At 52.9% G+C, this 22,421-nt stretch carries 14 protein-coding genes; 4 read left to right on the top strand and 10 right to left on the bottom strand.

The features are described 5' to 3' along the window. Positions 1–36: 36 nt before the first annotated feature. On the bottom strand, positions 37–819 hold the full coding sequence (locus tag Q0O33_RS08210) for a tetratricopeptide repeat protein (RefSeq protein ID WP_295498125.1): 783 nt from the start codon (positions 817–819) through the stop codon (positions 37–39). A 343-nt stretch (positions 820–1,162) separates the two neighbouring features. Here Q0O33_RS08210 and Q0O33_RS08205 point away from each other — a divergent pair, with 343 nt between their 5' ends. From Q0O33_RS08205 to Q0O33_RS08190, 4 genes are read left to right on the top strand one after another with little or no spacing between them, the layout of a single operon-like run. Continuing rightward, on the top strand, positions 1,163–3,613 hold the full coding sequence (locus Q0O33_RS08205; RefSeq protein WP_295498122.1) for a cyclic nucleotide-binding domain-containing protein: 2,451 nt from the start codon (positions 1,163–1,165) through the stop codon (positions 3,611–3,613). Then, entirely contained in the window at positions 3,613–4,488 is an 876-nt protein-coding gene (locus Q0O33_RS08200) for a hypothetical protein (protein ID WP_295498119.1), read from the top strand. The genes Q0O33_RS08205 and Q0O33_RS08200 overlap by 1 nt, the downstream gene beginning before the upstream one ends. A 7-nt stretch (positions 4,489–4,495) precedes the next feature. After that, a complete protein-coding gene (locus Q0O33_RS08195) occupies positions 4,496–6,295 on the top strand; it encodes a cytochrome c3 family protein (protein ID WP_295498116.1) in 1,800 nt (599 codons plus the stop codon). An 18-nt stretch (positions 6,296–6,313) separates the two neighbouring features. Beyond that, positions 6,314–7,162, top strand: a complete 849-nt coding sequence (locus Q0O33_RS08190) for a phosphodiesterase (protein WP_295498114.1) — start codon at positions 6,314–6,316, stop codon at positions 7,160–7,162. Here Q0O33_RS08190 and Q0O33_RS08185 read toward each other — a convergent pair. From Q0O33_RS08185 to Q0O33_RS08145, 9 genes are all read right to left on the bottom strand, one after another. After that, positions 7,155–11,207 carry a multiheme c-type cytochrome gene (locus tag Q0O33_RS08185; protein ID WP_295498163.1) on the bottom strand — a complete coding sequence of 1,351 codons (4,053 nt, stop codon included), beginning with the start codon at positions 11,205–11,207 and terminating at the stop codon, positions 7,155–7,157. The two genes, Q0O33_RS08190 and Q0O33_RS08185, sit on opposite strands and share 8 nt — an antisense overlap. Next, the gene (locus Q0O33_RS08180; RefSeq protein ID WP_295498111.1) at positions 11,207–13,114 is read right to left on the bottom strand and encodes a hypothetical protein; all 1,908 of its coding nucleotides are present in this window, start codon (positions 13,112–13,114) and stop codon (positions 11,207–11,209) included. Before Q0O33_RS08180 ends, Q0O33_RS08185 begins: the two co-directional genes overlap by 1 nt. Next, positions 13,111–15,093: a heme-binding protein gene (locus Q0O33_RS08175; RefSeq protein ID WP_295498108.1), complete on the bottom strand. Its 1,983-nt coding sequence runs from the start codon at positions 15,091–15,093 to the stop codon at positions 13,111–13,113. The genes Q0O33_RS08180 and Q0O33_RS08175 overlap by 4 nt, the downstream gene beginning before the upstream one ends. A gap of 2 nt (positions 15,094–15,095) precedes the next feature. Further along, the gene (locus Q0O33_RS08170; protein ID WP_295498161.1) at positions 15,096–16,409 is read right to left on the bottom strand and encodes a multiheme c-type cytochrome; all 1,314 of its coding nucleotides are present in this window, start codon (positions 16,407–16,409) and stop codon (positions 15,096–15,098) included. Between the two features lie 210 nt (positions 16,410–16,619). After that, positions 16,620–17,975, bottom strand: a complete 1,356-nt coding sequence (gdhA, locus tag Q0O33_RS08165; RefSeq protein ID WP_295498106.1) for an NADP-specific glutamate dehydrogenase — start codon at positions 17,973–17,975, stop codon at positions 16,620–16,622. 83 nt (positions 17,976–18,058) lie between these two features. Next, positions 18,059–19,495 (bottom strand): aldehyde dehydrogenase family protein, encoded by a 1,437-nt coding sequence (locus Q0O33_RS08160; RefSeq protein ID WP_295498104.1) that lies wholly within the window; start codon positions 19,493–19,495, stop codon positions 18,059–18,061. Next, the gene (locus tag Q0O33_RS08155; protein ID WP_295498101.1) at positions 19,492–21,141 is read right to left on the bottom strand and encodes an acetolactate synthase large subunit; all 1,650 of its coding nucleotides are present in this window, start codon (positions 21,139–21,141) and stop codon (positions 19,492–19,494) included. The genes Q0O33_RS08160 and Q0O33_RS08155 overlap by 4 nt, the downstream gene beginning before the upstream one ends. Before the next feature lie 461 nt (positions 21,142–21,602). Next, complete coding sequence (locus Q0O33_RS08150; protein ID WP_295498100.1) at positions 21,603–22,118, bottom strand: Pycsar system effector family protein; 516 nt, start codon at positions 22,116–22,118, stop codon at positions 21,603–21,605. Between the two features lie 111 nt (positions 22,119–22,229). Next, positions 22,230–22,421 (bottom strand): tetratricopeptide repeat protein (locus Q0O33_RS08145; protein ID WP_295498097.1); only part of this gene is annotated, 192 nt, incomplete at its 5' end.

Below are 22,421 nucleotides of genomic sequence, written 5' to 3'. Positions count from 1 at the left end.
TGCCGTAAAAAGGAATTGTCGATGGTTCCGCGGAACTTAAGTTCCTGGGACACCAAGTATTTGAGCTTCCTTCAATAGCCTGCTTTGCGCTTCCGGATTTGCCGCGACCGACTTTGTCAGTGCCGCCTTTGCCTTTGCCGTTTCGCCCAATGTCATGCGGCTACGCATCAGCATAATCCATCCATCTATATTTTTTGGATTTTTAGCAAGCTTGGTCTCCAGTCCCTCTACCATTGAGGTTACCATTTCCTGTTGTTGGCCAGGTGGCAGCTTGGCCGCTTGCTCCATGTCCGATCTGCTGGGTCCAGGTATCGGGGCTGCCGCAATGCTTTTTAGGGTTGCGGATAGGTCAACAGTCCGATTTTCTTGGGCGCTTGCTAAGCTTTTTGTAACATCAATTTTGTTTATTTTCCCAACTTGTTCGATGGTCCGGATAAGGTCAGCCTCCCAAGGTGCGTCCTTCGGAGTGTCCTTCAATAACTCCAGCCAATCATTAATTGCGCCTGTATGGTCGCCATTTAAATCCTTACTGACGGCAAGAAAATAGCGGGATCGCGGATCTTTTGGGTCAAGTATTATCGCTTTATCAAATGCGGCTTTGGCTGCTTTTGGCATCGGGTTGCTTTCGTCGGCCATCACCAAAGCCTCGCCAAGCGATGACCAATATACTGCGCGAGCCGGTTCAAGTTTTGTTGCCTTACCGTAAGCATTGGCCGAATCCAGATATCTACCATTTTCGAAGTAAGACCATCCGAGCAACTGCCATGCTTCCACATCTGCCGGATCTTTGCGCGTTCTTTCTTCAAGCGCCGCTATCACAGCGTCTGGTCCAGCGGCGTTAGCGTTAATGTCCTTAAGCGCCGTGGCGGTAGTGGGGCTGTCTTCACTGCCCAAGTTGCGTGATACCCCAATTATAATAGCAATCACAAACACGGCAAGCGCGCCGAAAAGGAGCAATCTTGGAATTTTTGATACTTCAGCTGTGTCAGTCATGGGGATCTCGATTAAAAGGGATCTCGATTAAAATAACAAAAAAGAGTGTAGCACAATCTGTAAGAGTTGGTAAAGAGTGGTAACATTTCGGGGGGCAAAAGTAAGGTTGGTCATTCTTGCCATCTTGCGCCCGGATTTTTCGGTTTGATCGCAATGTGGGAATGAGGGCATGTCAACAAAGTATCGCATTGCAATCATTGGGTCGGGCCCCGCTGGACTGAGTGCTGCATCGCGCGCGGCGGTCTTAGGTCTGACCCATGTGTTGCTTGAAAAAACCGATCACCTGTCCGACACGATATATAAGTATCAAAAGGGCAAGCATGTCATGGCGACACCCAGCCAACTGATCCTGCGGTCCGATGTTGATTTTGGTGCTGGAAAGCGTGAATTTATATTAGATACTTGGGACAGCCAAACCGGCGACCATAAGGTAAACGTCCGGTACCATTCAGAGGTCAAAGCAATCGAAGGAGAGCGGGGCAGCTTCAATTTGCAGTTGACCGATGGTGCCGTCATCGAAGCGGAAACTGTCATCCTTGCCATTGGGACGCAGGGGAACCCAAACCTAATGCGTTGCGATGGCGGCGGTTTACCTCATATTCAATACACACTTGATGATCCCGGCGCGTACATAGACGAACATATCGCCGTGATCGGCGCGGGTGACGCCGGTATAGAGAATGCCTTGGGTCTTGCGGCGGATCCTGAGCAGCGCAACACGGTTACGATTGTAAACCGGAATGCAGAATTCACCACCGCCAAAGATGCCAATATCAAAGCCTTGCTCGCTGCGCGCGATTCCGGTCGGGTGATTGTGCGGACGGGCACAACGCCCACGCTGGTTGAGCCTGGGTTTATAACATATGATACGCCAGACGGCGAAGCAAAGGTCAAATGCGACCGAGTTATTGCGCGTATGGGGTCAGCGCCGCCGCGTAAATTTATCGAGAGCTGCGGCGTAGAGTTTACCAGCGAAGATCGCGTTGCATTTCCAAAATTGTCGCCTTCCTTTGAATCAACAAAGCAGGGCATCTACGTCATCGGCGCGCTGGCAGGTTATCCGCTGATTAAGCATTGCATGAATCAAGGCTATGATGTTGTTGAATTCATCAATGGCAATAATGCATTGAAGCCAGCAGATGAACCAATCCTCGAGGCCAAGTTCAAAGATTTGCCGGGTCGCAAAAGTGTCGAGGAATGGCTTGAATTTCTGCGGTCCAACATAACGATATTGAACGGTCTCACGCCCTTGCAAATGCGCGAGTTTATGCTCGATTCCGAAGCGCGTTTTTACCGGAGCGGAGAAACGATTTTTGAACGTAATGATCCCGGGTCATCATTGTTTTCGATCGCCAGCGGTTCGGTCGAGGTATTGATTGACGCACATGACGCGACCAAAATTGTTCCTATCAACACGGGTTCAATCTTTGGCGAAGTAGGATTGATTTCGGGTCGGCGGCGCGGGGCTACGATCCGCGCTGGCGAGGATTCTATCTGCGTCGAAATCTCGCGCACTGCCGCGCTGAAGCTGCAGAGCTCGGTGCCTGCCGCAAAGCGTGCAATTGAACGCATCGCAACCGAACGCCAATTGCTTCAGCTTTTCGGCTCTGGACTTGTTTCGTCAGATTTGACCGAAGTCCTGGACAATAGCGAAATCCAGACCGTGAGTGCGGGTAAGCCGGTAATTACCGAAGGCGATGAAGGGGATGACATGTTCATCATCCGCCAAGGATCTATGATCGTTGAAAGGAAGATCGCTGGAAAACAGGTGTTTCTGTCCTATCTTCCGGCGGGATCTTATGTCGGAGAAATGGCGCTTATCGGAAACACCCGCCGAACCGCCACTGTTAAAGCAGCAGTCAAATCCGAAGTCATTAAACTCGACGGCACGGCATTCAAAGCGTTGCTGGAGATGAAGCCAGAACTGCTGGCACGAATCAAATCTGACATGGCATCGCGCCAGGACCTCAACGCATTTATCGAAGCGAAGAAAGATAGCTTTTCCAGCGTCGTTGATATGTATTCCAACGTTGCCAACTTCCTCGTTGAGAACGGAATGGGTGAAGCGACCGACGTGCTGTTGATAGACGAAAGTCTCTGCGTTGGTTGCGACAACTGCGAAAAGGCCTGCGCCGACAGTCATGAGGGTTTGTCGCGCTTAGATCGCGAGGCAGGCCGGACATATGCGCATCTTCATGTGCCCACATCATGTCGCCACTGCGAACATCCGCATTGTATGGCAGATTGCCCCCCCAATGCCATTCACCGCGGTCCTGATGGCGAGGTGTTCATTGACGACACCTGTATTGGTTGTGGTAATTGCCAGCGCAACTGCCCTTACGGCGTTATCCGCATGGAGGCTGAGCCACCGAAAAAGCCTGGACTTCTGAGTTGGATGCTGTTGGGTATGGGGCCGGGTCCAGGCGAGCCCAGTAAGAAATGGTCGTATAAAAATGCTGACCCCAATGTTGAAAAGCCCAAGAAGGCAATTAAGTGCGATATGTGCTCTGGCATTGATGGTGGCCCGGCCTGTGTGAGAGCCTGCCCCACTGGCGCGGCGATACGGGTATCCCCTGAGAAGTTCCTCACGGTCGCCAAACTTGAAGGTGAGGGCGGCTGATGGATCGGCAGGCAGCACAGTCCGGACGGGTGCAGAGCGACGGGACGCATGAGGGGTTTTTACGCCATGCAAACTTTCGCTGGTTGAAGATTGCGACAATGATTTCGCTGTTGGCGATAGTCAGCTATCTCATCATCGACGTCCAGCCCCGGCATAATGGCGGTAGTTGGTACGGCTACACTTTGGGAAGCATTGGCGTCTTGATGATCTTGTGGCTCAGCTTACTAGGTATCCGCAAGCGCAGGATGTCGCGAGGCCACTGGTCGCTAAAGGCATGGACATCGGCGCATGCCTATCTTGGGCTTAGCCTGATTGTTATTGGGACGCTGCACACCGGGTTCCAACTTGGCTGGAACGTGCACACGCTGGCTTATGTGTTGATGATGATTGTAATCCTGTCCGGCATCTGGGGCATTTCCGTCTACGCAACCGTGCCAAAGATTATGAGCGCCAATCGCGACCAAACGACCGAGGCGCAAATGCTGGCTTCTCTTCGCTCCATTGACCGCCAACTGCATGACGCGGCGCAACCGCTTGACCAGAACCATGCCGAACTTGTACGCGGCTCGCTCGATCAAGATCCGTTTGGTGGCGGCATTATTCGCAGGATGACCAATCGCTACCCGGCCTGCAAAACAATAGCGGCGCATGAAAAAATCATGCTCGTTACCGAAAGTGCGCCGCGAACGCGTGACGATCCGTTAGAAAAAGTGGCTTCGCTATTGGGTCGCAAACGAGCAATTCTTGCGCGGACGCGAAAGCATTTGCAGTTAAAAGCCATGCTTGAAATATGGCTCCATTTTCATGTACCGCTGACATTCGCGCTCATCGCAGCGCTTATAGCCCATATTGTCAGCGTGTTTTTCTACTGGTGACCGCAGCATGAATTTTCTTGTACGTCAAATATCGCGCACCTCGGATGGTCGGGAAATCATCCGTGCCTATCCGCATGACGTACGCGAGATTATTGTTGGTCGAGAGGCATCGTGCGAGATCCACCTCACCGATTTGGCAGTTGAAATGCGCCATGCCCGGCTGACGCTGCAGGCGAATGGAAAGCTTGAGATAGCCGCACTCGCAGGGCTCGGTTTTGAGGTAGATGGCCGCTACACGTCGCAGGCGATTATCGACCCGGCCGGTGGCGCCGAGATGCGCTTTGGTGGCCATTTATTGGTCATTTCGGAAGAAGATTCCGTAGTCGTAATTACCGTAGAACGCATCGAAGTGTTGTCGGATTCGACCAAAGAAAGAGACGAAATCGGTCTGTTCACGCTACGGGGTGTATTGCCCAGCAGGCGGATTATGGCCTGGACATTGTCTGTGATCGTTCTGCTTGCTCTCCTGGTTTTGCCTATTTACACATTCTATAACTATCAAAACTCCGAGAAGCGGCCTGCGGCTTTTCATGCCGACAGTCTTTGGAGCAGCGGGTCGCTATCGTCGCCGCATGCGGGATTGGGCATGAATTGCCAATCTTGCCATACCGAGGCATTTGTTGCGGTGCGCGACAGTTCATGCGTCTCTTGCCATGATGACGCCCACGAGCATGCCGACCCCAAAAGGCTTAAACTTGCCAAAGCTCCGCTTGATTGGGATGGAAAAATATCGCGTAAAATTGCCGATAGCTTTAACCGTCCAGAAGGCCGCTGCGTAGAATGCCATAACGAGCATGAAGGTGCTGGGCCTATGGAAGATACCAAGCAGCAATTTTGCAGCAGTTGTCATACCGATATGAACAAGCGGTTGACCGACACCAAGATTGCTAACGCGGGTGACTTTGGCACCGCGCATCCCCAATTCAAGCCAACGGTTATAACGGCGAACGGCTCTCCCCCGAAAAGGGAGCGGATATCGCTCGATCAAAAGCCAGTGGAAAATAGCGGATTAAAATTCCCGCACAATCTTCATCTATCGCAGACGAATGGCGTCGCACGTATGGCTGGGCGGCTGGGCAAGCAATTCGATTTTGGTGAGGCACTTGAGTGTAAGGATTGCCATGTAAAGACGCCTGACGGCGTTGGGTTTAAGCCGATCGATATGGAGCAGAATTGCTCGCAGTGTCATAATCTTGGTCTTGAAAAGATCGGCAACACAGTTCGCACATTGCGCCATGGCGACCCTAAAATGGTTGTTGCTGACCTACGCGCATTTTACCGCTCAGGCGGTCCCTACAGTGTACGCACGCAGCAATCCATGGAAGGGCGCAGGCGTCCTGGCGATTATGCCCGAAGCCAGCCATATTATGCCTATTTCGGCAGCGTCAATTACAGCCGCGCCGATAGCGCCATCCGCGCGGTCTTTTCAAAAGGTGGGGCATGCTATGACTGTCATACCGTAATCGCGCCACCTGCCGGTTCGGACAATTGGCAAGTGCAAAAGGTCTATCAAACCTCGCGCTATATGACGAAAGGTTGGTTCGACCATGATGCGCATGACACTGAAACCTGTTCATCCTGTCACGCAGCAAAACAATCAGGTAGTGCCAGCGAGTTATTGTTACCAGGGATAAAGACATGTCGAACATGTCACGGCGGTGAGGCCTCTAACGCAGATGTTCCATCGAGTTGCGCAATGTGCCACAGCTTTCACGCGGATGAAGGTGCGCCATGGGTTCCGAAGTATAATATGGCACGGAAAAGGGATATTAGTAAAACCGGGGTAGAGAATGGCAAGGCACCTTAACAGAAGGACGTATTTGCTTTGCTTATTGCTCAGGTTACCGACATCCATTTGGGCTTTGACCCGGATAATCCAGCCGAGTTCAACCGAAAGCGCCTTGACCAGGTGTTGCGGTATTTGAACGATGGCCCCAATCGCCCCGACCTGCTCATAGCCACAGGTGATCTGACTGAACATGGCGATGCTGCAAGCTACAGGCAGTTGGCCGATGCGTTTAGCATCTGTAGTTTTCCCGTATATATGTGCCTTGGCAATCATGATATCCGACGTAATTTCAGCGCGCAATTTCCTGAACGCCCTACTGTAGATGGTTTCGTGCAATATGCGGTGGAAGTTCGCGGTGTTCGGATATTAATGCTCGATACGATGGAAGAGGGGCGTCACGGCGGCGCATTTTGTGACATGCGCGCCGAATGGCTTCGGTCGACGCTTGCCCAGGATCGCGATACGCCAACCATCATCGCCATGCACCATCCCCCTGTCGAAATAGGTATCGTGTGGATGAATACTCATCCGGAAGAACAATGGGTTCGCAACTTCACCCAAGCCATTCAGGATGCTCCCAATATAAAGGGAATAATGTGCGGCCATGTCCACAGATCCATTGCTGTGCCGTGGCAGGGGACCGCCGTTGCGATATGTTCCTCAACGGCGGCGCAAGTGACGTTGGACTTGAACCCGATTGATCCGGAAACGCCAGACAACCGGGCCATGATTATCGCCGATGAGCCCGGTTATGCGCTGCACCTATGGAACGGACGTCAGCTCGTGTCGCATTTCGATAGTGTAGGCGACCGTGCCGTATTGGCCAAATATGATGACCGTCTGCAAGCGCTCATCCAACAGTTGATTGCCGAGCGCGCTAATTAGGTAGCTTCAAAGGCGGATGCCAGTTGGTGACCTTCGCTTCGTCGGTTACCAAATAAGGTTTGCCGAGGCTGTTGAGGAAAAGCTTCTCCATCTCCGTCCGCGTAAAAGGCCGCGAACCCAAGCGGCCAAATACTGCAATCTGCTTTCCGCTTTCGTCGACCGCACGGTCACGGTCGATGCCCTTGGAAATGGCATAAGCAGGCCAAGGCGTTTTTGCCCACGCAATCAGTTCCGGCTTTGGCGCAGGGGAGAAGCCATAATAATTGGGCTGGGTCGACGGCGACGTGAGTTGAATAACCTTCATCCCGTTTTTGCCGTCAGCAACATATGCGAAAGCCGAGGCGTTGGTAGATCCCACGACAACATCTTCGGCATCCGACAATTGCCCGCCAAATGTTTCTTTGAGATATATCGACGGCGCTGTCGGTTTTGTGACATTAACGATCACCAAGCCATCTTGCTTGCCGGCAACATATAGATATGTGCGCGCCACATAGAGCTTACGGGCATTGGCGAGCGGGATTGTACCTTCCGCAACCGCTACTGGTTCGGCCAATTTAGTCACGTCAAATAACTTCACACCCTCGGCATCACTAACCCACAGATAGCGGAATTGAATCGCAGACGCGCGCGCATCATTCAACTTAATCACGGCGGTTGTTTTCGGCCGCATTGGATCATCAAGATCGACAACGACAAGCCCGACATCCGCGGTGATGTACGCATAATGCCCGGCCAGCGTGATGTGCCGCGCGCCTTTCAGCACGCCTTGATCGTTCCACGTCACTGCACGTTTCAGGAAGTTATTGCGGAATTCACCATCAGCCATTGTGTTAATGTCGACCAGGATAAGCCCTTCGACGCTATCGGTAATTACTGCAAAATTATAGATCGGGTGGAAAGCCTGTTCCTGATTGGCTTCGCGCATTTCGGGCGTGTTGCGCAATGGACTGATTGGCTGGTTGGTTGCCAGCGCCATGCAGGTGGCGTTCTTCGATTTGATCTGTGTATTGTGGCCAAGCTTGGAGAATGGACCAGATATAATCCGTTCCGAGAAGCCTTTATTAGCTATCGACGCGACGTCATAAACTTGAAAGCCGCGATTGCCCTGGGCGACAAACATATATTCGCCCCGCAGTTGCAGACAGCCAACTTTGTCGCCGGTGCCCTGCACAATATTGGCGAATTCTTCTGTTGCTTCGGTTTCACCCGAAAAGTTTTTGTCGAGCGTCTTGCCGCGCACCCAGTTTTTAAGCTCGCGGCCATTTTGGTCCACGTGAAGCTTGTAGTAATCCGGATAAGCATAGCGCTGGAGATACGAGCCTATTACTGCCTGTGGCTCATCCCATTCGGTAACACGTACGGCTTCAAAGCCGCCGCCCAATCCGACCCACGCATTCAATCCGACAAAGTTAACATAATTGGTTCCCAACAGCATCAGCTGCGACATGATCGCGTTATTGTCGCCGGATGCAGACAAATGGCAGTCGGTGCATTGTTTTGTTTCGGTTTTACGTACGGTGTGGGGAAAATGCGGTGCAAATGCCTGGCTAGAAAAACCGATCGAACTGATCGGTGGTTGCTGAATGTATATCCGCTCGCGGTTAACGTTTGTGGAAGATAGCACCAACGCTGAAGTGGATCTAACAGGCGCGATAATATTACCTTTGGTCGTTTGATGCCGACCAAGTTGGAACATATCTTCGCGCGCGACCTGCGGGTTATAGGTCGCAAAATTGCGTGTCTCATCTTCCTCATATTTGTGCGTTTTGGTTTTCCAGTTGGCCTCAATTGGCAAATGGCATCCGCCGCAACTGGTGGTCCACGACAGATGGCACGTGAAACAGGTCATTTTGTCATCACCGTGGGCGCGTTCGCCTACGGGGACATCAAGTCCATATTCATAGTCGCCAGTTTCTTTGCCCACGCGACCCATAAGTTTTGCACGCGCCGCTTTAGCGTTGAATTGTCCGCTGCCTGGATTCATGCTATCTTTCACCAAGCTGACTTCCCATTCCAGCTTGGGATCAACGATGGATCGCTGTATCAGCTTGCGGCTGCCATCAGGTTCAAACAGCCATTCGAAACGGCGGCGCCCATCGGCGTTGCGAAGCAACGCGAGATTGTTCCCCTGCGGACGCGCCGCCGGGCCAGATGTCAGCAGTGTGGGGTAAGCGTCGGCGGTGCCGTGGCAATCCTTACAACCTATCTCAACCGCATTGGCGACCTCTGCATAGATCAGACCGTTGCCATGGCTGTCCTGCGCGAAATGGCAGTCGGCGCATTGCAGCCCTTTCTCGGCATGAATATCCATCATATGCACGGTCTTACCGGGGTTCACGCCGGGTTCGACAAATTTGCCTTCACCCTTTTTACGCCATTTTTCAGGATCGTCGGGCGCAACTATTTTGCCATCGGCATCAAGCAGATTGCCCTCTCGGTCACGCTTGAAGATTCCACGGAAATTCCAGCCGTGGCCGTGATAGTCTGCGAACTGTGTATCCTTCAGGCCAGAATTGAGGTCATACACATTACGCAAGAAATCAAGATCAGACCATTTGCCTTTCGGCGCAGCTGCCTCAGGATTGCGGTCGAGAACTTTGAACTTTTCTGCAGCTGTTGGGTATTTCTGCTTCTGCGGCCACATCGAAGGCGCATCGGATTCGTAATCCCACATCGTGTAACCGAGGTAGCTGTTCAGGAAGATATTGGGCTGATGCATGTGACAATTCATGCACTGCGATGTTGGAATCGCGCGCGTGAATATGTGACGTAAGGGGTGGCCCTTTTCCTTTATCGGCCCCTCGCCATGGCCAGGCTCTTTCACAGCGCCATGTCCAGGCTCTTTCACAGCGCCATGGCCGGGCTCTTTCACAGCGCCATGGCCTTTGTCATCATGATCAGCCGGCTCCATCTTATTGGCAATGGTCGGATCAATAGTCTGCGTCTGTCCGTCGCGACCATATTGTGAATAGCCTAGGCTGTGTCGAGGTTCGCGATCGTTAGCGTAGATGACGTGACAGGCGGCACAACCCGAATGGCGATAATCACCCGGCTGGTCATTTGTACCCATAAACCACATGAACGGGTCGTTGAGCCGCGTTTTGTGGATGTTGAGGATCGGGATGGCGACGCGCAACCCAGTAGCTGGCCCGCGATTGGATTGCTTGAGGTCCGGACGGCCCGGTTCTTCCAGCCTTTGTATGCTGCCCGTCGGATTGGGTAGGCCAACTTCGGCAAACTGCGTATTCACGTTGCGCCCGCCGCGTTCAAAGACGCGGAAGACATCGCCGGGAGGTACAACTGTCCACATCGGCAGGGGATAAAGCTCGGCCAACGCCCCACGCTTTTTCTGCTCCTCGGTAACTGTGCCGACAGGGTTTCCGGGCGACATGATTTTCGCCGCTTCGCCGTGTTTAGTATATGCCTCGCCAGTGACGTAATTTTTGTAGGGCAAAATGCCATTGTTATATGCAGCCCCACCCCAGAGCATCGCGCCAGATGCCATAAGTGAACGCTCGCCCGCTTCGATCACTTCCATGTGGCAGGCACCGCAAGATTCGCGGACGACGCGGTAATCAGTCGGATTGTTGAACCGAATGAATTCGGGGCTTTCTTGGTTCAACAAGGTGTAGCTGCGTTTGGGATTGGCAGACGATGGGAAATGCCAGCTTTTTGGATATTTGGGCAGGACGTGCGCCTTGTCACGCGCTGCGACATAGGCAGGGTCGTCATGTTTCAGATTGGAATTACCCATAACTTTTGGATCGCCGCCATGACAATCAACGCAACCAAGTTGCACGGCTGGCGAGCTGTGCATGGTCGGTGCATCGGTTTGGGTGTGACATGAATAGCAGCCGGATGATTTTGCCAGCACGTCTGACGCTTCTTGCGTGCGCGGGGCAGGCGGAAACACGGGGTAAATGCGCTCGACTGGCTTTTCTTTGTCGGCAGCATAAGCCAACGAAGCCGCAAAAACGCAGCATAGGATCAGTAAGATGACTGTCCAAATCCGGTTGCGGTTCAAGGCAAAATCGGCGCGCATCAATAGGATAATATCACGTTGGCGAGCAGCGAGTAATATTGTTTGTCACGCGGTCGGTTGGTAAACAAGTCTTTAAATCCTTTGCCGGGTAACAATGTTGCCGCCGACAACCGAAAAATGATATTTTGCGTAGCTTTGGGCCTCCATATCGCTGCGGCTGATAGGTCGCAACCGATATCTTTTGGAATGCTACCCTCAGAACGGAGCGCTCTCAGATTTGATGTATTTTCGAACCACAGATAGTTGGCGTTTGCTGACAAACGCATCGTCGGGGTAAGATCAAAATCGGCTCCCGCCCCAAGCAATATCGTGCCAGGATTGTTGAAATTCGACTGACCTTGTTCTTTGGACGAGCGCAGCGAATTTAATATGCCGTTGCGGCCGTTTATGCTGATGGCACGACCGCCGCCGGCAAAGGGAATTGTTTGGCGTATCCAGTAACTGGTGTCGGCTCCTGCAAAAATAGGATTTTCAAAAATAGCATCAAAGCCGGTTTCTTTTTTATCAAACGGGTCGCGGTCACCAGTTGCATAAAGACCAGACAAACGGAAACGAATCCAGTCGAGGTCGTAGCTAGCCTCAGCAGCCGCAAAACCTGCGCGAATTTTACCCTTTTGGCCTGTGAAGAAATTTTGACTATCGGTACCGAGCGCGCCATAAATGGATGCCGTTAGATTAACTCGTCCAATCCGGCCATCCGCATTATAGCCAAGATAGACAACGTCGTAATTCCGGCCCCGCAAATTGCCAAGCAACGCGGGTCGCACCGGAAAGCCATTATCGTCAATCTCGATCCGATTTTTCTCACGATTCATATTATAGACGGCGGTAATTTGGCTGGTCAGGCCAGGAATAGGTAGATCCTGCCGATATAAGTTTCCGATGAAAACCCAGTCATTGCGTGGTCTCTGCACGACACTGTTCAAGCCCGAATTGGTGTCCTTTTCCAGTCGCCAGAACGCGCCCAAATTATACTGCCAGCGGTTGTTATCGCGGCTGCCGAAATAGCGGATACCTAATTGCTGGTCGTTGAACAGGAAGCCTCGGAAATCACTTTGGAAAGGCTGTATGCCGACGCGGATTGATTCAAAGTCATAACGATCCGACGTATTGCGGACGTGATAGTCAACGAACAATTCCTGCAGGCCTAGAAATTGGTCAAGCCGGTGCGAAGGCTTTGACGGCAGGACCGACAGCACCCGCTTTTCCGGGACGTTCACATAATTGACATTGAGCGCAAGCGCGACGCGATATTCTATGTCAGGCGGTTTAAAAGCGGTCAGGCCTTTGATAAGTGCTGCACCAACGACAAACGTCTGTGAATACACCTCGCTGCCATCTCTACCAAAAATATCCAGATTGCCGGGACGCTCGGTCGTTTGCACGCCGACTGGTATCGGGAATGTCCGCGCTTCAACAACAGTATCGCTGACTGCGCTTGCAATGAAAAACCAATCATTGGCCTTGATAGGCAGCCACGGCACTTTCGCGCGATTGATGGGGCGGTCGCCTTTGTAGGTGTTCTGGTTGTACGGATCGAACCAGCGCTCTTTCACTAGTCCTAAGGACTGGATCAATCGCCATCTATCAGGGATGGGGAACTGGTCTATCGGAAATGCCTCAGGCGGAGGAGGGCGCACCGCGCCAATATTATCTTGCGTGACTTTGTCAGGGAGGCGCGGCTGATATCCAGGCCGTTTGCGACCTTCGATGATGCCATTATCGGGGTCCGCCAGTGGGTCAACTGCGGATTTTTGCGGCAATGTGGACTCGGCTTCGACTGGCGCCGCATCGATTACTTGCGCGGCCGTAGCAGCCGGTTCCAGCATTGCCCCGAGGGCGGTGAGCGGGCTGTAAACCTGGGTTACAGCGGTTGCCGGCATCGGGGGCAGATCGGCAAACATCATAACCCCTGACACACATTCTGTAGGTTGGAACCCAAAAAGGGCGCGAACGGACAGCCGATGTAACGCAGCCTTATTTTGGCGCCGCTCGTGGTGACTTCGATCTGATCGGTGCGCATTGCAGGAGGGGCATTCCCAATGCCGCCAATGCGCAGACCCGTGGTATTCGCGCCTAGGAAGCCAGCCATATCGTCCTGATCTATACCATCTCCCGAAACGCCAATCGCGCCGACCAATGTCGATCCGCGATAAACCGGCACGGATCCGGGGAAAATTTGGATGCCGTTTTGCAATCGGTTTTGCCCTGTCGCAACATCTGGCATTGTGGTGCAGCGCGCTGGGGTGTCTGGATTTCCACCAAGTAAAAAGCCAACATGGGCAGTAACATTACCGACAATTAGGGCTGACTGAAGTCCGGTAGAAAAAGGATTGAAGCCGTTAATGTCGCGCGAAAATGGTCCGGGGGCTCGCCCGACTTCGCCATCAGGAAAATAGGGCCGTGAAATATTGCTGATCGCGCGGGTAGTCCATGCATGCTGGCCAGTGAAAATGTTACTGCTGCCGAAAAATGTCCGCGCGCTGGCAAGAAACATGCCCACACTCGGACTATTGGTTGCAGCCAAATCAGATGCTGCGCGCGGGTTGGAGAAAAACGCGGCGGTTCGCGCTTTTTGCAATGAGACATCTGTACCAAAAACCGGTGCATCAGGGCCGCGCACAATACCAAGGACAGCGCCATGCGTGTCGACCAGACTGATCGTCATTTGTGCGCGGCTGTCGCTAGGGCGGCGTATTTGCCCGCGAGATCGGCTCATTACTGCGAAAGATTCTTCCAGCAAAGACCGGGCTTCGTCGGTACTGAGCGGTGTTGCCACCGATGCAGCATCAGTTCCAGCACGTATCGGGAAGCGATTGGTTCCTGATCCATCTGATAAAATATAGGCATCGCGGTTGGCAAACTCGGCGGCTGTGGCAGCACGAACGCCCGATGCTTCGCTGCCAAAAACCGAACCGGCGACAATGCTGCCGTCCGAATAACCCGGCACATTTATTAAATTGCCTACCCTACCGTTCAACGCCGTAAAACTTTGCACCGCACCACCGCGCAAGCCCGCCACTGTCGCGTCCGAATAGCGCAATAATGTCCCGTCGACACTGATCCGCTCGGCCTTGATATCCTCGTTCGGCGCAAACCCTTGGGTGGCTGCGAACGCAATAAATTCTTCAGTGTCATTGTCGACATCCAAGATGTTCGGGTCGAAGCCATAAAGGCCGTCGCCCATTACGCCGATGCCGCCAACAACTACGCCGTTTTTGTATAGCGGAAATCCGCCCGAATCTGCCGAAAGTCCCAACGGCGACCGCTTGGGGCCAATCAATGCCCTCGCACCAAAACTGCCAAAGCGTTGCATTAGGTCTGAACATGGGAGCTGGCTGAATTGCACGCCATATAATGGGCCGCTCTCGAGCCCAACGGTTGTCGGTGCCGGTGGAAAATGTTGTTGGACGATCTGGCTCGCCGTGCGCGTGGAAAAGGCGTTGCCGCTGCTCGAGAGATAAGCCCCAGTTATTGCCTTAGAGATTGCGCCTGCAACCGCGGCCGGTGCGGGCAGATTGATACCTTGCAGATCGGTGTTGGACGAGGGCCCGCCCGGCGCATCAGGAATTCTCAGGCTCAAATTCGCGCCGTTCATAACGAACACGCCGAGTACATTGCCAACCCGGTCCACCACCGCGATAGTGGAAGGCAAGTTGCGCGCCTGGGCCTCTGCCACTGCCAGTGATATCACACGTTCGACATCTGTGACGGTGAGCGATTCCGCTGAAGGATCGGAATATAATCTTGCCGTACCCGCTGGTGGTGACGGAGAAGGTGTTTGCGCGCCGTTGTCACCTCCGTTTGCGCCACTGCTGCTACCGCCGCCACAGGACGACAATATGAGCGAACAGCTTGTAATGATCGCCGTCAGTTGTTTACGCATATCTACCGCAACGCTCGTACTGCGCTGGCAGCGGCGCCAATTGACCTGCGAAAATCAGACGGGCGATAGGCGTTCGGATCACGCACCGCGTCGTACGCGCGGTTTACATTGGCACGGATGCCCGCTGCTGCACCTTGTGTGAGGTTACCCGACCGGACGAGTGCACTCAGCAACGTATCGACCGCCATAACGGCTTGCACGGATCCCTCATAATCTGTGAGGCGCGCGGCAATGGCATCGCTTGCAATGGTATCGATGATTGCAAAAGCTTGGCTGCTGCCAAAACTGCCCGATGCAAAGTCGTCAGCCAGATTATTGGCCGCGATTGACAAGCGCCGCGCCGCTGCGATGGCCATGTTCCGGTCAAGCGCCAAAGCAGCATGGAATTCTCTGCTGGCCTTATCGAATTGCCCTGCGGAGGCTGGCGCCGTTACCCGTGCAGCCGCCGACAACATGATCATGTTTTCATCATTATATGGCGGCATGCCCTCGGGAATTGGCCGCCCGGGATTGTTAACCCCAGTCCTCAGTGCGTCCCCTTGATCATAAATCCGACGGTGACAGCTATGGCAATCAAAGAAATAGAATTCCGGAAATGCACCTTCGGTGCCACGACTGGCGCTCGCATAAAGATCAAGCGAGCGTTTGAGCGCAAGCGCCTGTCCAACGGCCCATAGCTGCACATGGTCGGTGCGCCCCTTGCGCGCCGCATAATCGGCATCCTCATTATGATGTTGCTGCAGAGACGAAAACAGGTCGAGTTCGAACGAAATACGCGGATGCCCTGCCGCCATGATCCGATGGTTTACAAACTGCCCTTGGGCGGCGCTTCCAAAGTGGCAGTCAAGACATACGGCTGCGTGCACTTTGGGATTTTCCAGCGGCGTCATGCCGCGCGCAACATTATTGGCATGGCTTGCGCCAACAGCGTAGTGGCTGGCAATCCAATTTGAAGCACCACCATGACATGACTCACATCCTACACCGTCGGCCAACTGGAAGCTGTTGCCCCGCGATGCGGCCGGGTCGGCGTGACAACCAAGGCACATCGGCGCAGATGACGCTTTGCCGATACCCAAATTGCGGGCTATTTGCGCACTGCGTTTGCCCAATAAGGCGGAATAGGCTTGGCTGTGTTTTCCGGCAGGCGATGATGGTTCCTGCCAACGCAAAACCTCATCCTGCCGCACCACTGCGCCATCGGCTTCCAACCGGCCATGGCAGGTTGAGCCAGCGCATGAGGCAACGCCCAAATGTGTATTATCCGAAGCCCCTGTGGCTCGCACAGGCGACAAAACTGGAAATACAACGGCCATAATCAGAAAAAGGATGCACAACGTAAGAAGCACACCCGGCATAGCCTTCAAGAAGGCACGGCTTTTCCCAAACTCGGCCATTGATACTGAAATCCCCCCAAAAACCGGTAAGGCCACGCCCCCCCCGGCAGTCGATACCACTTTCCGATTCTGGTATCAAATATTCAAGCAGATTGGCAGCAAATTCTGTTTGCTGCCAATCTGCTGCAATTATACTACACCATAAGCCAGCATGGCGTCGGCTACCTTTTTGAAGCCCGCGATGTTTGCGCCCCGCACATAGTCGCAATAGCCACCCTTGGTCTGACCATATTCGACACAGCTGCCATGAATGCCGTCCATGATATCGACCAGCGATTGCTGGAGCTGCTCGGCCTTCCAAGAGATGCGGCCTGAATTCTGGCTCATCTCGAGGCCAGAAACCGCAACGCCACCCGCATTGGCTGCCTTGCCCGGCGCAAACAATATTTTTGCGTCCTTGAAGACGTGGACACCTTCGAGGTTGGTCGGCATATTAGCACCTTCGCTGACCGCAATGCAGCCGTTCTTAATCAATTCCCTGGCGTCATCGCCGAGCAATTCATTCTGCGTGGCGCAAGGTAGAGCCACGTCACAAGGGACGCCCCAAGGGCTTTTACCTTCATGAAATGTTGCCCCTTTGAACTCATCTACATATTCACTAATTCGACCGCGACGCACATTTTTAAGTTGTTTGACCCAGTCTATTTTTTCCTGCGTCATACCATCAGGATCATGGATGAAACCGGCACTGTCGGACATGGTGACCACTTTGCCGCCCAGCATCGCAACCTTCTCGGCCGCATGGGTTGCAACATTACCTGATCCTGAAATTACAGCAACTTTGCCGACCAGATCGTCATTCTTGGTCTTCAGCATATTGGCAAGGAAATATACCGCGCCATAGCCGGTTGCCTCAGTACGGATCAACGAGCCACCATATTCCAGACCCTTGCCGGTCAACACGCCGGTAAACTGGTTGGTGATCCGCTTATACTGCCCAAACATATAGCCAATCTCGCGGGAACCAACACCGATATCCCCGGCAGGCACATCGACATCGGCCCCCACATGGCGGTAGAGCTCGGTCATGAAGGACTGGCAAAAGCGCATCACTTCATGATCGCTTTTACCCTTGGGGTTGAAGTTTGATCCACCCTTGCCTCCGCCCATCGGCAGGCCAGTTAGCGCATTCTTGAAGGTCTGTTCAAATGCCAGAAACTTGAGCACGCTTTCCGTAACCGAAGGGTGAAAGCGGATACCGCCTTTGTATGGGCCAATTGCATTGTTGTTCTGCACACGCCAGCCGCGCTGCACGCGCACGTTGCCGTTATCATCCTCCCAGCAAACGCGGAATGAAATAACCCGGTCGGGTTCGGCGATGCGCCGCAATATCTGTTCCTTGTGATAACGCTCTTTGTCTTCCATAAAGTCAAAGATATCTATCGCGACCTCCTGCACCGCTTGGATAAATTCAGTCTGCCCTGCATTGCGCTTGCTAACGCCCTGCATGAATGTGGGCAGGTCGACATGATCATTAAACGCCATAACATTTGTCCTCTTCCGTTAGAATTTGAGCGGTAAATTTCTATCAAGCGACAGCGAGACAGATTAAATATAAAACATGCTTCTTATTTGCGCCGACGGATCACCAAATTGCGGATTTCAGTCATGTCTTCCATTGCGAAACGAATTCCTTCGCGGCCCAAACCCGAATCTTTGACGCCGCCATAAGGCATATTGTCGACTCGGTAGCTAGGCACATCGTTGATCACAACGCCGCCGACATCCAACTTGTCCCAAGCGTCTAGCGATTTGAAAAGATCGCGCGTGAAGATGCCTGCTTGTAAACCGAATTTGCTATCGTTCACTTCGTCGAGCGCCGCATCAAAGTCGGTAAAGCGCGACAAGATGGCGAGCGGTCCGAAAGCTTCTTCGCGATTTGCCTTGGCCGTGCGTGGAACGTTTTCGAGCAAAGTAGCCTCAAGCATTGCCCCAACCCGGTTTCCACCGCAGAGCAGTTTCGCTCCGTCTGCGATCGCTTCTTGGATCCAGCTATCAAGGCGTGCCGCTTCCTTAACGTCGATCATTGGACCAATAAAAGTCTCCCGATCATGCGGGTTTCCAGACACCAGCTTGCCCGCGCGCGCGACCAGCATGTCACGGAACTTGTTGTAGATGCTGTCATGGATAATGATCCGCTGCACCCCGATGCAGCTTTGCCCAGATTGATAAAATGCACCGAAAATTACACGTTCCAGGGCATCGTCGAGGTCGGCATCTTCGTCGATTATAACGGCAGCATTGCCGCCCAATTCGAGCACAACCTTTTTCTTGCCCGCCTTGGCCTTCAAGGCCCAACCAACATCGGGAGATCCGGTGAACGACAGCAGTTTTAGCCGGTCATCTTCCGTGAACAAATCTGCGCCGTCACGGCTGGCCGGAAGTATCGAAAACGCGCCCTCCGGCAAATCGGTCTCTGCAAGTATTTCGCCCATGATGATGGCGCCCAGTGGTGTCCGGCTCGCCGGCTTCATCACAAACGGACACCCAACGGCGATGGCCGGTGCGATCTTGTGTGCCGCTAGGTTTAGTGGAAAGTTAAACGGTGAAATGAAGCTGCATGGGCCGATAGGCACCCGCTTCCACATGCCCTGATAACCCTTAGCGCGCGGGGATATGTCGAGCGACTGAACCTCGCCGGTCATCCGGACCGATTCTTCGGCGGCAATCCGGAAGGTATCAATCAGCCGAGTGACTTCACCTTCGCTGTCTTTGATCGGCTTCCCTGCTTCGACGCATAGCGCATAAGCGAGTTCGTCGAAGCGTTCCTTGAACCGAGAGACACAGTGCATCAGGACATTCTGGCGTTCGTAACTGGCCATCTGCGCCATCGGCTCAGCCGCTTTTACGGCTCCAGCAATTCCTGCATCAATTGTCTCGCTGTCGGCCAAGGCCACTCGGAAAGCAACTTCGCCGGTATACTTGTGTGTGACCGCAAGGTCGGTGTTCGACTGCACGGCCTTGTTATTCAGATATAACGGATAAGCGTCTTTCAAAATGCTCATAATGCAGCGCTTAGTTCTTTGATCTGCACGTTGAGGATACGATCATTCTCAGTGTAATCGACAGGGCAGTCAATGAGATGTACACCTGGCGTATCACGGCAGTGCTTCAGCAATTCGGTCAGATGCGCCGAACTTTCGACACGATGTCCCTTGGCGCCATAGCTTTCTGCATATTTGACGAAATCAGGGTTGCCGTAGGTCAGCCCCCAATCAGCAAAGCCCATATTCGCCTGCTTCCAGCGGATCATACCATAGCTGTCATCGCGCAGGATCAAGACGGTGAAGTTGAGGCCCAGCCGGACAGCGGTTTCCATCTCCTGACTGTTCATCATAAAGCCGCCATCACCGCAAATCGCCATAACCTTACGATCGGGATAGACCATCGCTGACATCATAGCCGATGGCAGGCCGGCACCCATCGTGGCAAGCGCGTTGTCGAGCAGCACAGTGTTTGGTCGGTGCGCTGTATAACCCCGCGCAAACCAGATTTTATAGACGCCATTATCGAGGCAAATGATGCCGTCGTCTGGCATCACGTCGCGGACTTGCTGCACCAAATGCGGGGGAAAAATAGGAAACCGTGCGTCGCCAGACAGGCTGCCGGTATGTTCAATCTCGGCTTTGCGATAATCCAGCATATGGTCGCAATTCCAACTCCCGCTTGGAACGATGTCTTCCTTCATTTGCCAGATTGCATTGGCGATATCGCCGATGACTTCGATGCCGGGGAAATAGACAGGGTCAACCTCGGCGGTTTTGCTGGAGATGTGAATGACTTGGGCGCCGCCTGGTTTCATGAAAAAAGGCGGCTTTTCGATGACGTCATGCCCGACATTGACGATGCAATCCGACGCTTCGACCGCGCGGTGGACAAAATCACCAGCTGACAAAGCGGCACAGCCCAGAAATTTCGGATGACGCTCATCAATCACGCCCTTGCCCAACTGGGTCGTCAGAAACGGGATGTCGGTCTTCTCGATAAATTGCAGCAGCATCCTGCCAGTTATCGTCCGGTTGGCGCCAGCGCCAATAACAAGCACCGGCGATTTGGCATTTTCCAGCGCTTCGACCGCGGCGCGGACCGCTTTAGGGTCGGCGCTGGGTCGGCGCGATACGCTGCGTTTGATAGGCAGAGCGTCGGTATGTTCGTCAGCAATATCTTCGGGCAGTTCGATATGGACCGCGCCGGGCTTTTCTTCCTCGGCCAAACGGAATGCCTCACGTACGCGGCTCGGGATATTGTCAGAGGCAGCTATTTGATGGGTATATTTCGTAATCGGACCCATCATGGCAACGACATCCAAAATCTGAAAACGCCCCTGCTTTGATTTCTTGATCGGCTTTTGACCGGTAATCATCATCATGGGCATGCCGCCTAGCGTGGCATAAGCCCCGGCAGTTACGAGATTGGTTGCACCCGGCCCAAGCGTTGCCAAACATACGCCGGTTTTGCCGGTGTGTCGTCCGTAAGTGGCGGCCATAAAGCCTGCACCTTGCTCGTGCCGCGTAAGGATAAGCTTGATTTTCTTCGAGCGTGACAGGCTATCTAGAAAATCGAGATTTTCTTCTCCTGGAACACCAAAAATATATTCAACACCTTCTTCTTCGAGGCAAGAAATGAACAAGTCGGAGGCTTTTTGGGTCATGAAATGCCTATTCTATTAAGAGAAAGAAATTGGTGAGGTCGTCAATGAATGTCTATAAATAGTCTCGCGCGAGGTAATGAAGCTTTTATGACAAACATCATAAAATCAGAAGGCTGGATAGCAAAAAGACGTCAGTAAATGTGAACAAAAGTAAACTCTATCTGCCTCGGTTTTATCAGGCCAGCATCCAATAGACAGAATGTCCGATACAAGTTGTCGCCAAGTATTACTTTATGCTTATAAAAATTAGCATAACGCGTTGTTTGGTGGGGATTGGGCAAGGCTTGTATTCAGTCTTGCAGCCCCTCTGAGTGCAGCTACATTAAATTCTATCTCGGGCACCTGTCTGAGATCGGCTAAGGCGAAACCCCCAATCTTCAGGCCGCGCTCAACTGGTATCGCTTTGCCGCCAGTGAGGCAAGCGCCGCCGCACCGTGGCGGCCTAGAACATCAGCAGCGCGCTATAACAGCCGCCCTGCAATTTGTTCATATACGAAGGTTACAAATGCTATTATTAACCCAAAGAGAAAAGCCCGATATGCCAACGCTAGATAGCGATATTTTTCAGACTGGAGTATGCAGCCCAGCTGGTAGATATCGTGCAGCATAGTTTTAAACATATCTTCAGGCTCTTTCAGCAGGGTCAATACTTTTTCTTGAAAGACCGTTTCTTCAACCTGCGCGAACGTCCCAAAGAACAGCCAGTTGTTTCCTTTCGCAGGTTTTGGAGCCGTGGAAGGCATCACCGCTAATATAGCCAGCCCAGCTGAAATAAGCGCAGACAGCGCCAATATCGCTAAGGGAAGTGAGAAGGCGTTGTTCTGACTTTGTCCGATCGAAAGTGTAAGAACCAAAAACGCGGCGCCGATTAACATGTTGGCTTTCTGATCCGCCATGCTGCTCAGCTGCACGTGATGTTGCTGCATCGTTCGTATCAAATGAATACCTTCGCTGGGCCATTCTTGCTTCTCGTTCATACTTCATCCCAACATTGTTCATGAGCTTTGCTAACATCTAAAAATCGATTTCGGCATGGTTTCCTGAAATGCCATATCTCGCGGCAATAAAAGCAGCCGAATGGCCGCGCTCTATTTTTCGTTCATTACCCACACCGAGTCCCAATTGGCGGGTGGCGGATTAGCGCGTAAAACGTTGCATCGTTCGACGTAAGTGCGCGACAATTTGTCTTCTGGGTTCAACGAAAGACAGCGCTCAAATCGCTCGATTGCCTTTTCAAAATTGCATGATCGATATTGCATAATGCCATCGTTGAACTGGTT

Origin of the sequence: Sphingorhabdus sp. EL138, from assembly GCF_945862485.1 — a bacterium.
In the GTDB taxonomy this organism is placed as follows: Bacteria; Pseudomonadota; Alphaproteobacteria; order Sphingomonadales; family Sphingomonadaceae; genus Sphingorhabdus_B.
This window is presented reverse-complemented; position numbering and strand designations above follow the sequence as displayed.

Excerpts from the sequence above, each read along its gene's own strand:
- Q0O33_RS08205 (WP_295498122.1), top strand. The coding sequence starts at position 1,163 with ATGTCAACAAAGTATCGCATTGCAATCATTGGGTCGGGCCCCGCTGGA.
- Q0O33_RS08200 (WP_295498119.1), top strand. The coding sequence starts at position 3,613 with ATGGATCGGCAGGCAGCACAGTCCGGACGGGTGCAGAGCGACGGGACG.
- Q0O33_RS08195 (WP_295498116.1), top strand. The coding sequence starts at position 4,496 with ATGAATTTTCTTGTACGTCAAATATCGCGCACCTCGGATGGTCGGGAA.
- Q0O33_RS08185 (WP_295498163.1), bottom strand. The coding sequence starts at position 11,207 with ATGCGCGCCGATTTTGCCTTGAACCGCAACCGGATTTGGACAGTCATC.
- Q0O33_RS08180 (WP_295498111.1), bottom strand. The coding sequence starts at position 13,114 with ATGATGTTTGCCGATCTGCCCCCGATGCCGGCAACCGCTGTAACCCAG.
- Q0O33_RS08175 (WP_295498108.1), bottom strand. The coding sequence starts at position 15,093 with ATGCGTAAACAACTGACGGCGATCATTACAAGCTGTTCGCTCATATTG.
- Q0O33_RS08170 (WP_295498161.1), bottom strand. The coding sequence starts at position 16,409 with ATGGCCGTTGTATTTCCAGTTTTGTCGCCTGTGCGAGCCACAGGGGCT.
- gdhA (WP_295498106.1), bottom strand. The coding sequence starts at position 17,975 with ATGGCGTTTAATGATCATGTCGACCTGCCCACATTCATGCAGGGCGTT.
- Q0O33_RS08160 (WP_295498104.1), bottom strand. The coding sequence starts at position 19,495 with ATGAGCATTTTGAAAGACGCTTATCCGTTATATCTGAATAACAAGGCC.
- Q0O33_RS08155 (WP_295498101.1), bottom strand. The coding sequence starts at position 21,141 with ATGACCCAAAAAGCCTCCGACTTGTTCATTTCTTGCCTCGAAGAAGAA.
- Q0O33_RS08150 (WP_295498100.1), bottom strand. The coding sequence starts at position 22,118 with ATGAACGAGAAGCAAGAATGGCCCAGCGAAGGTATTCATTTGATACGA.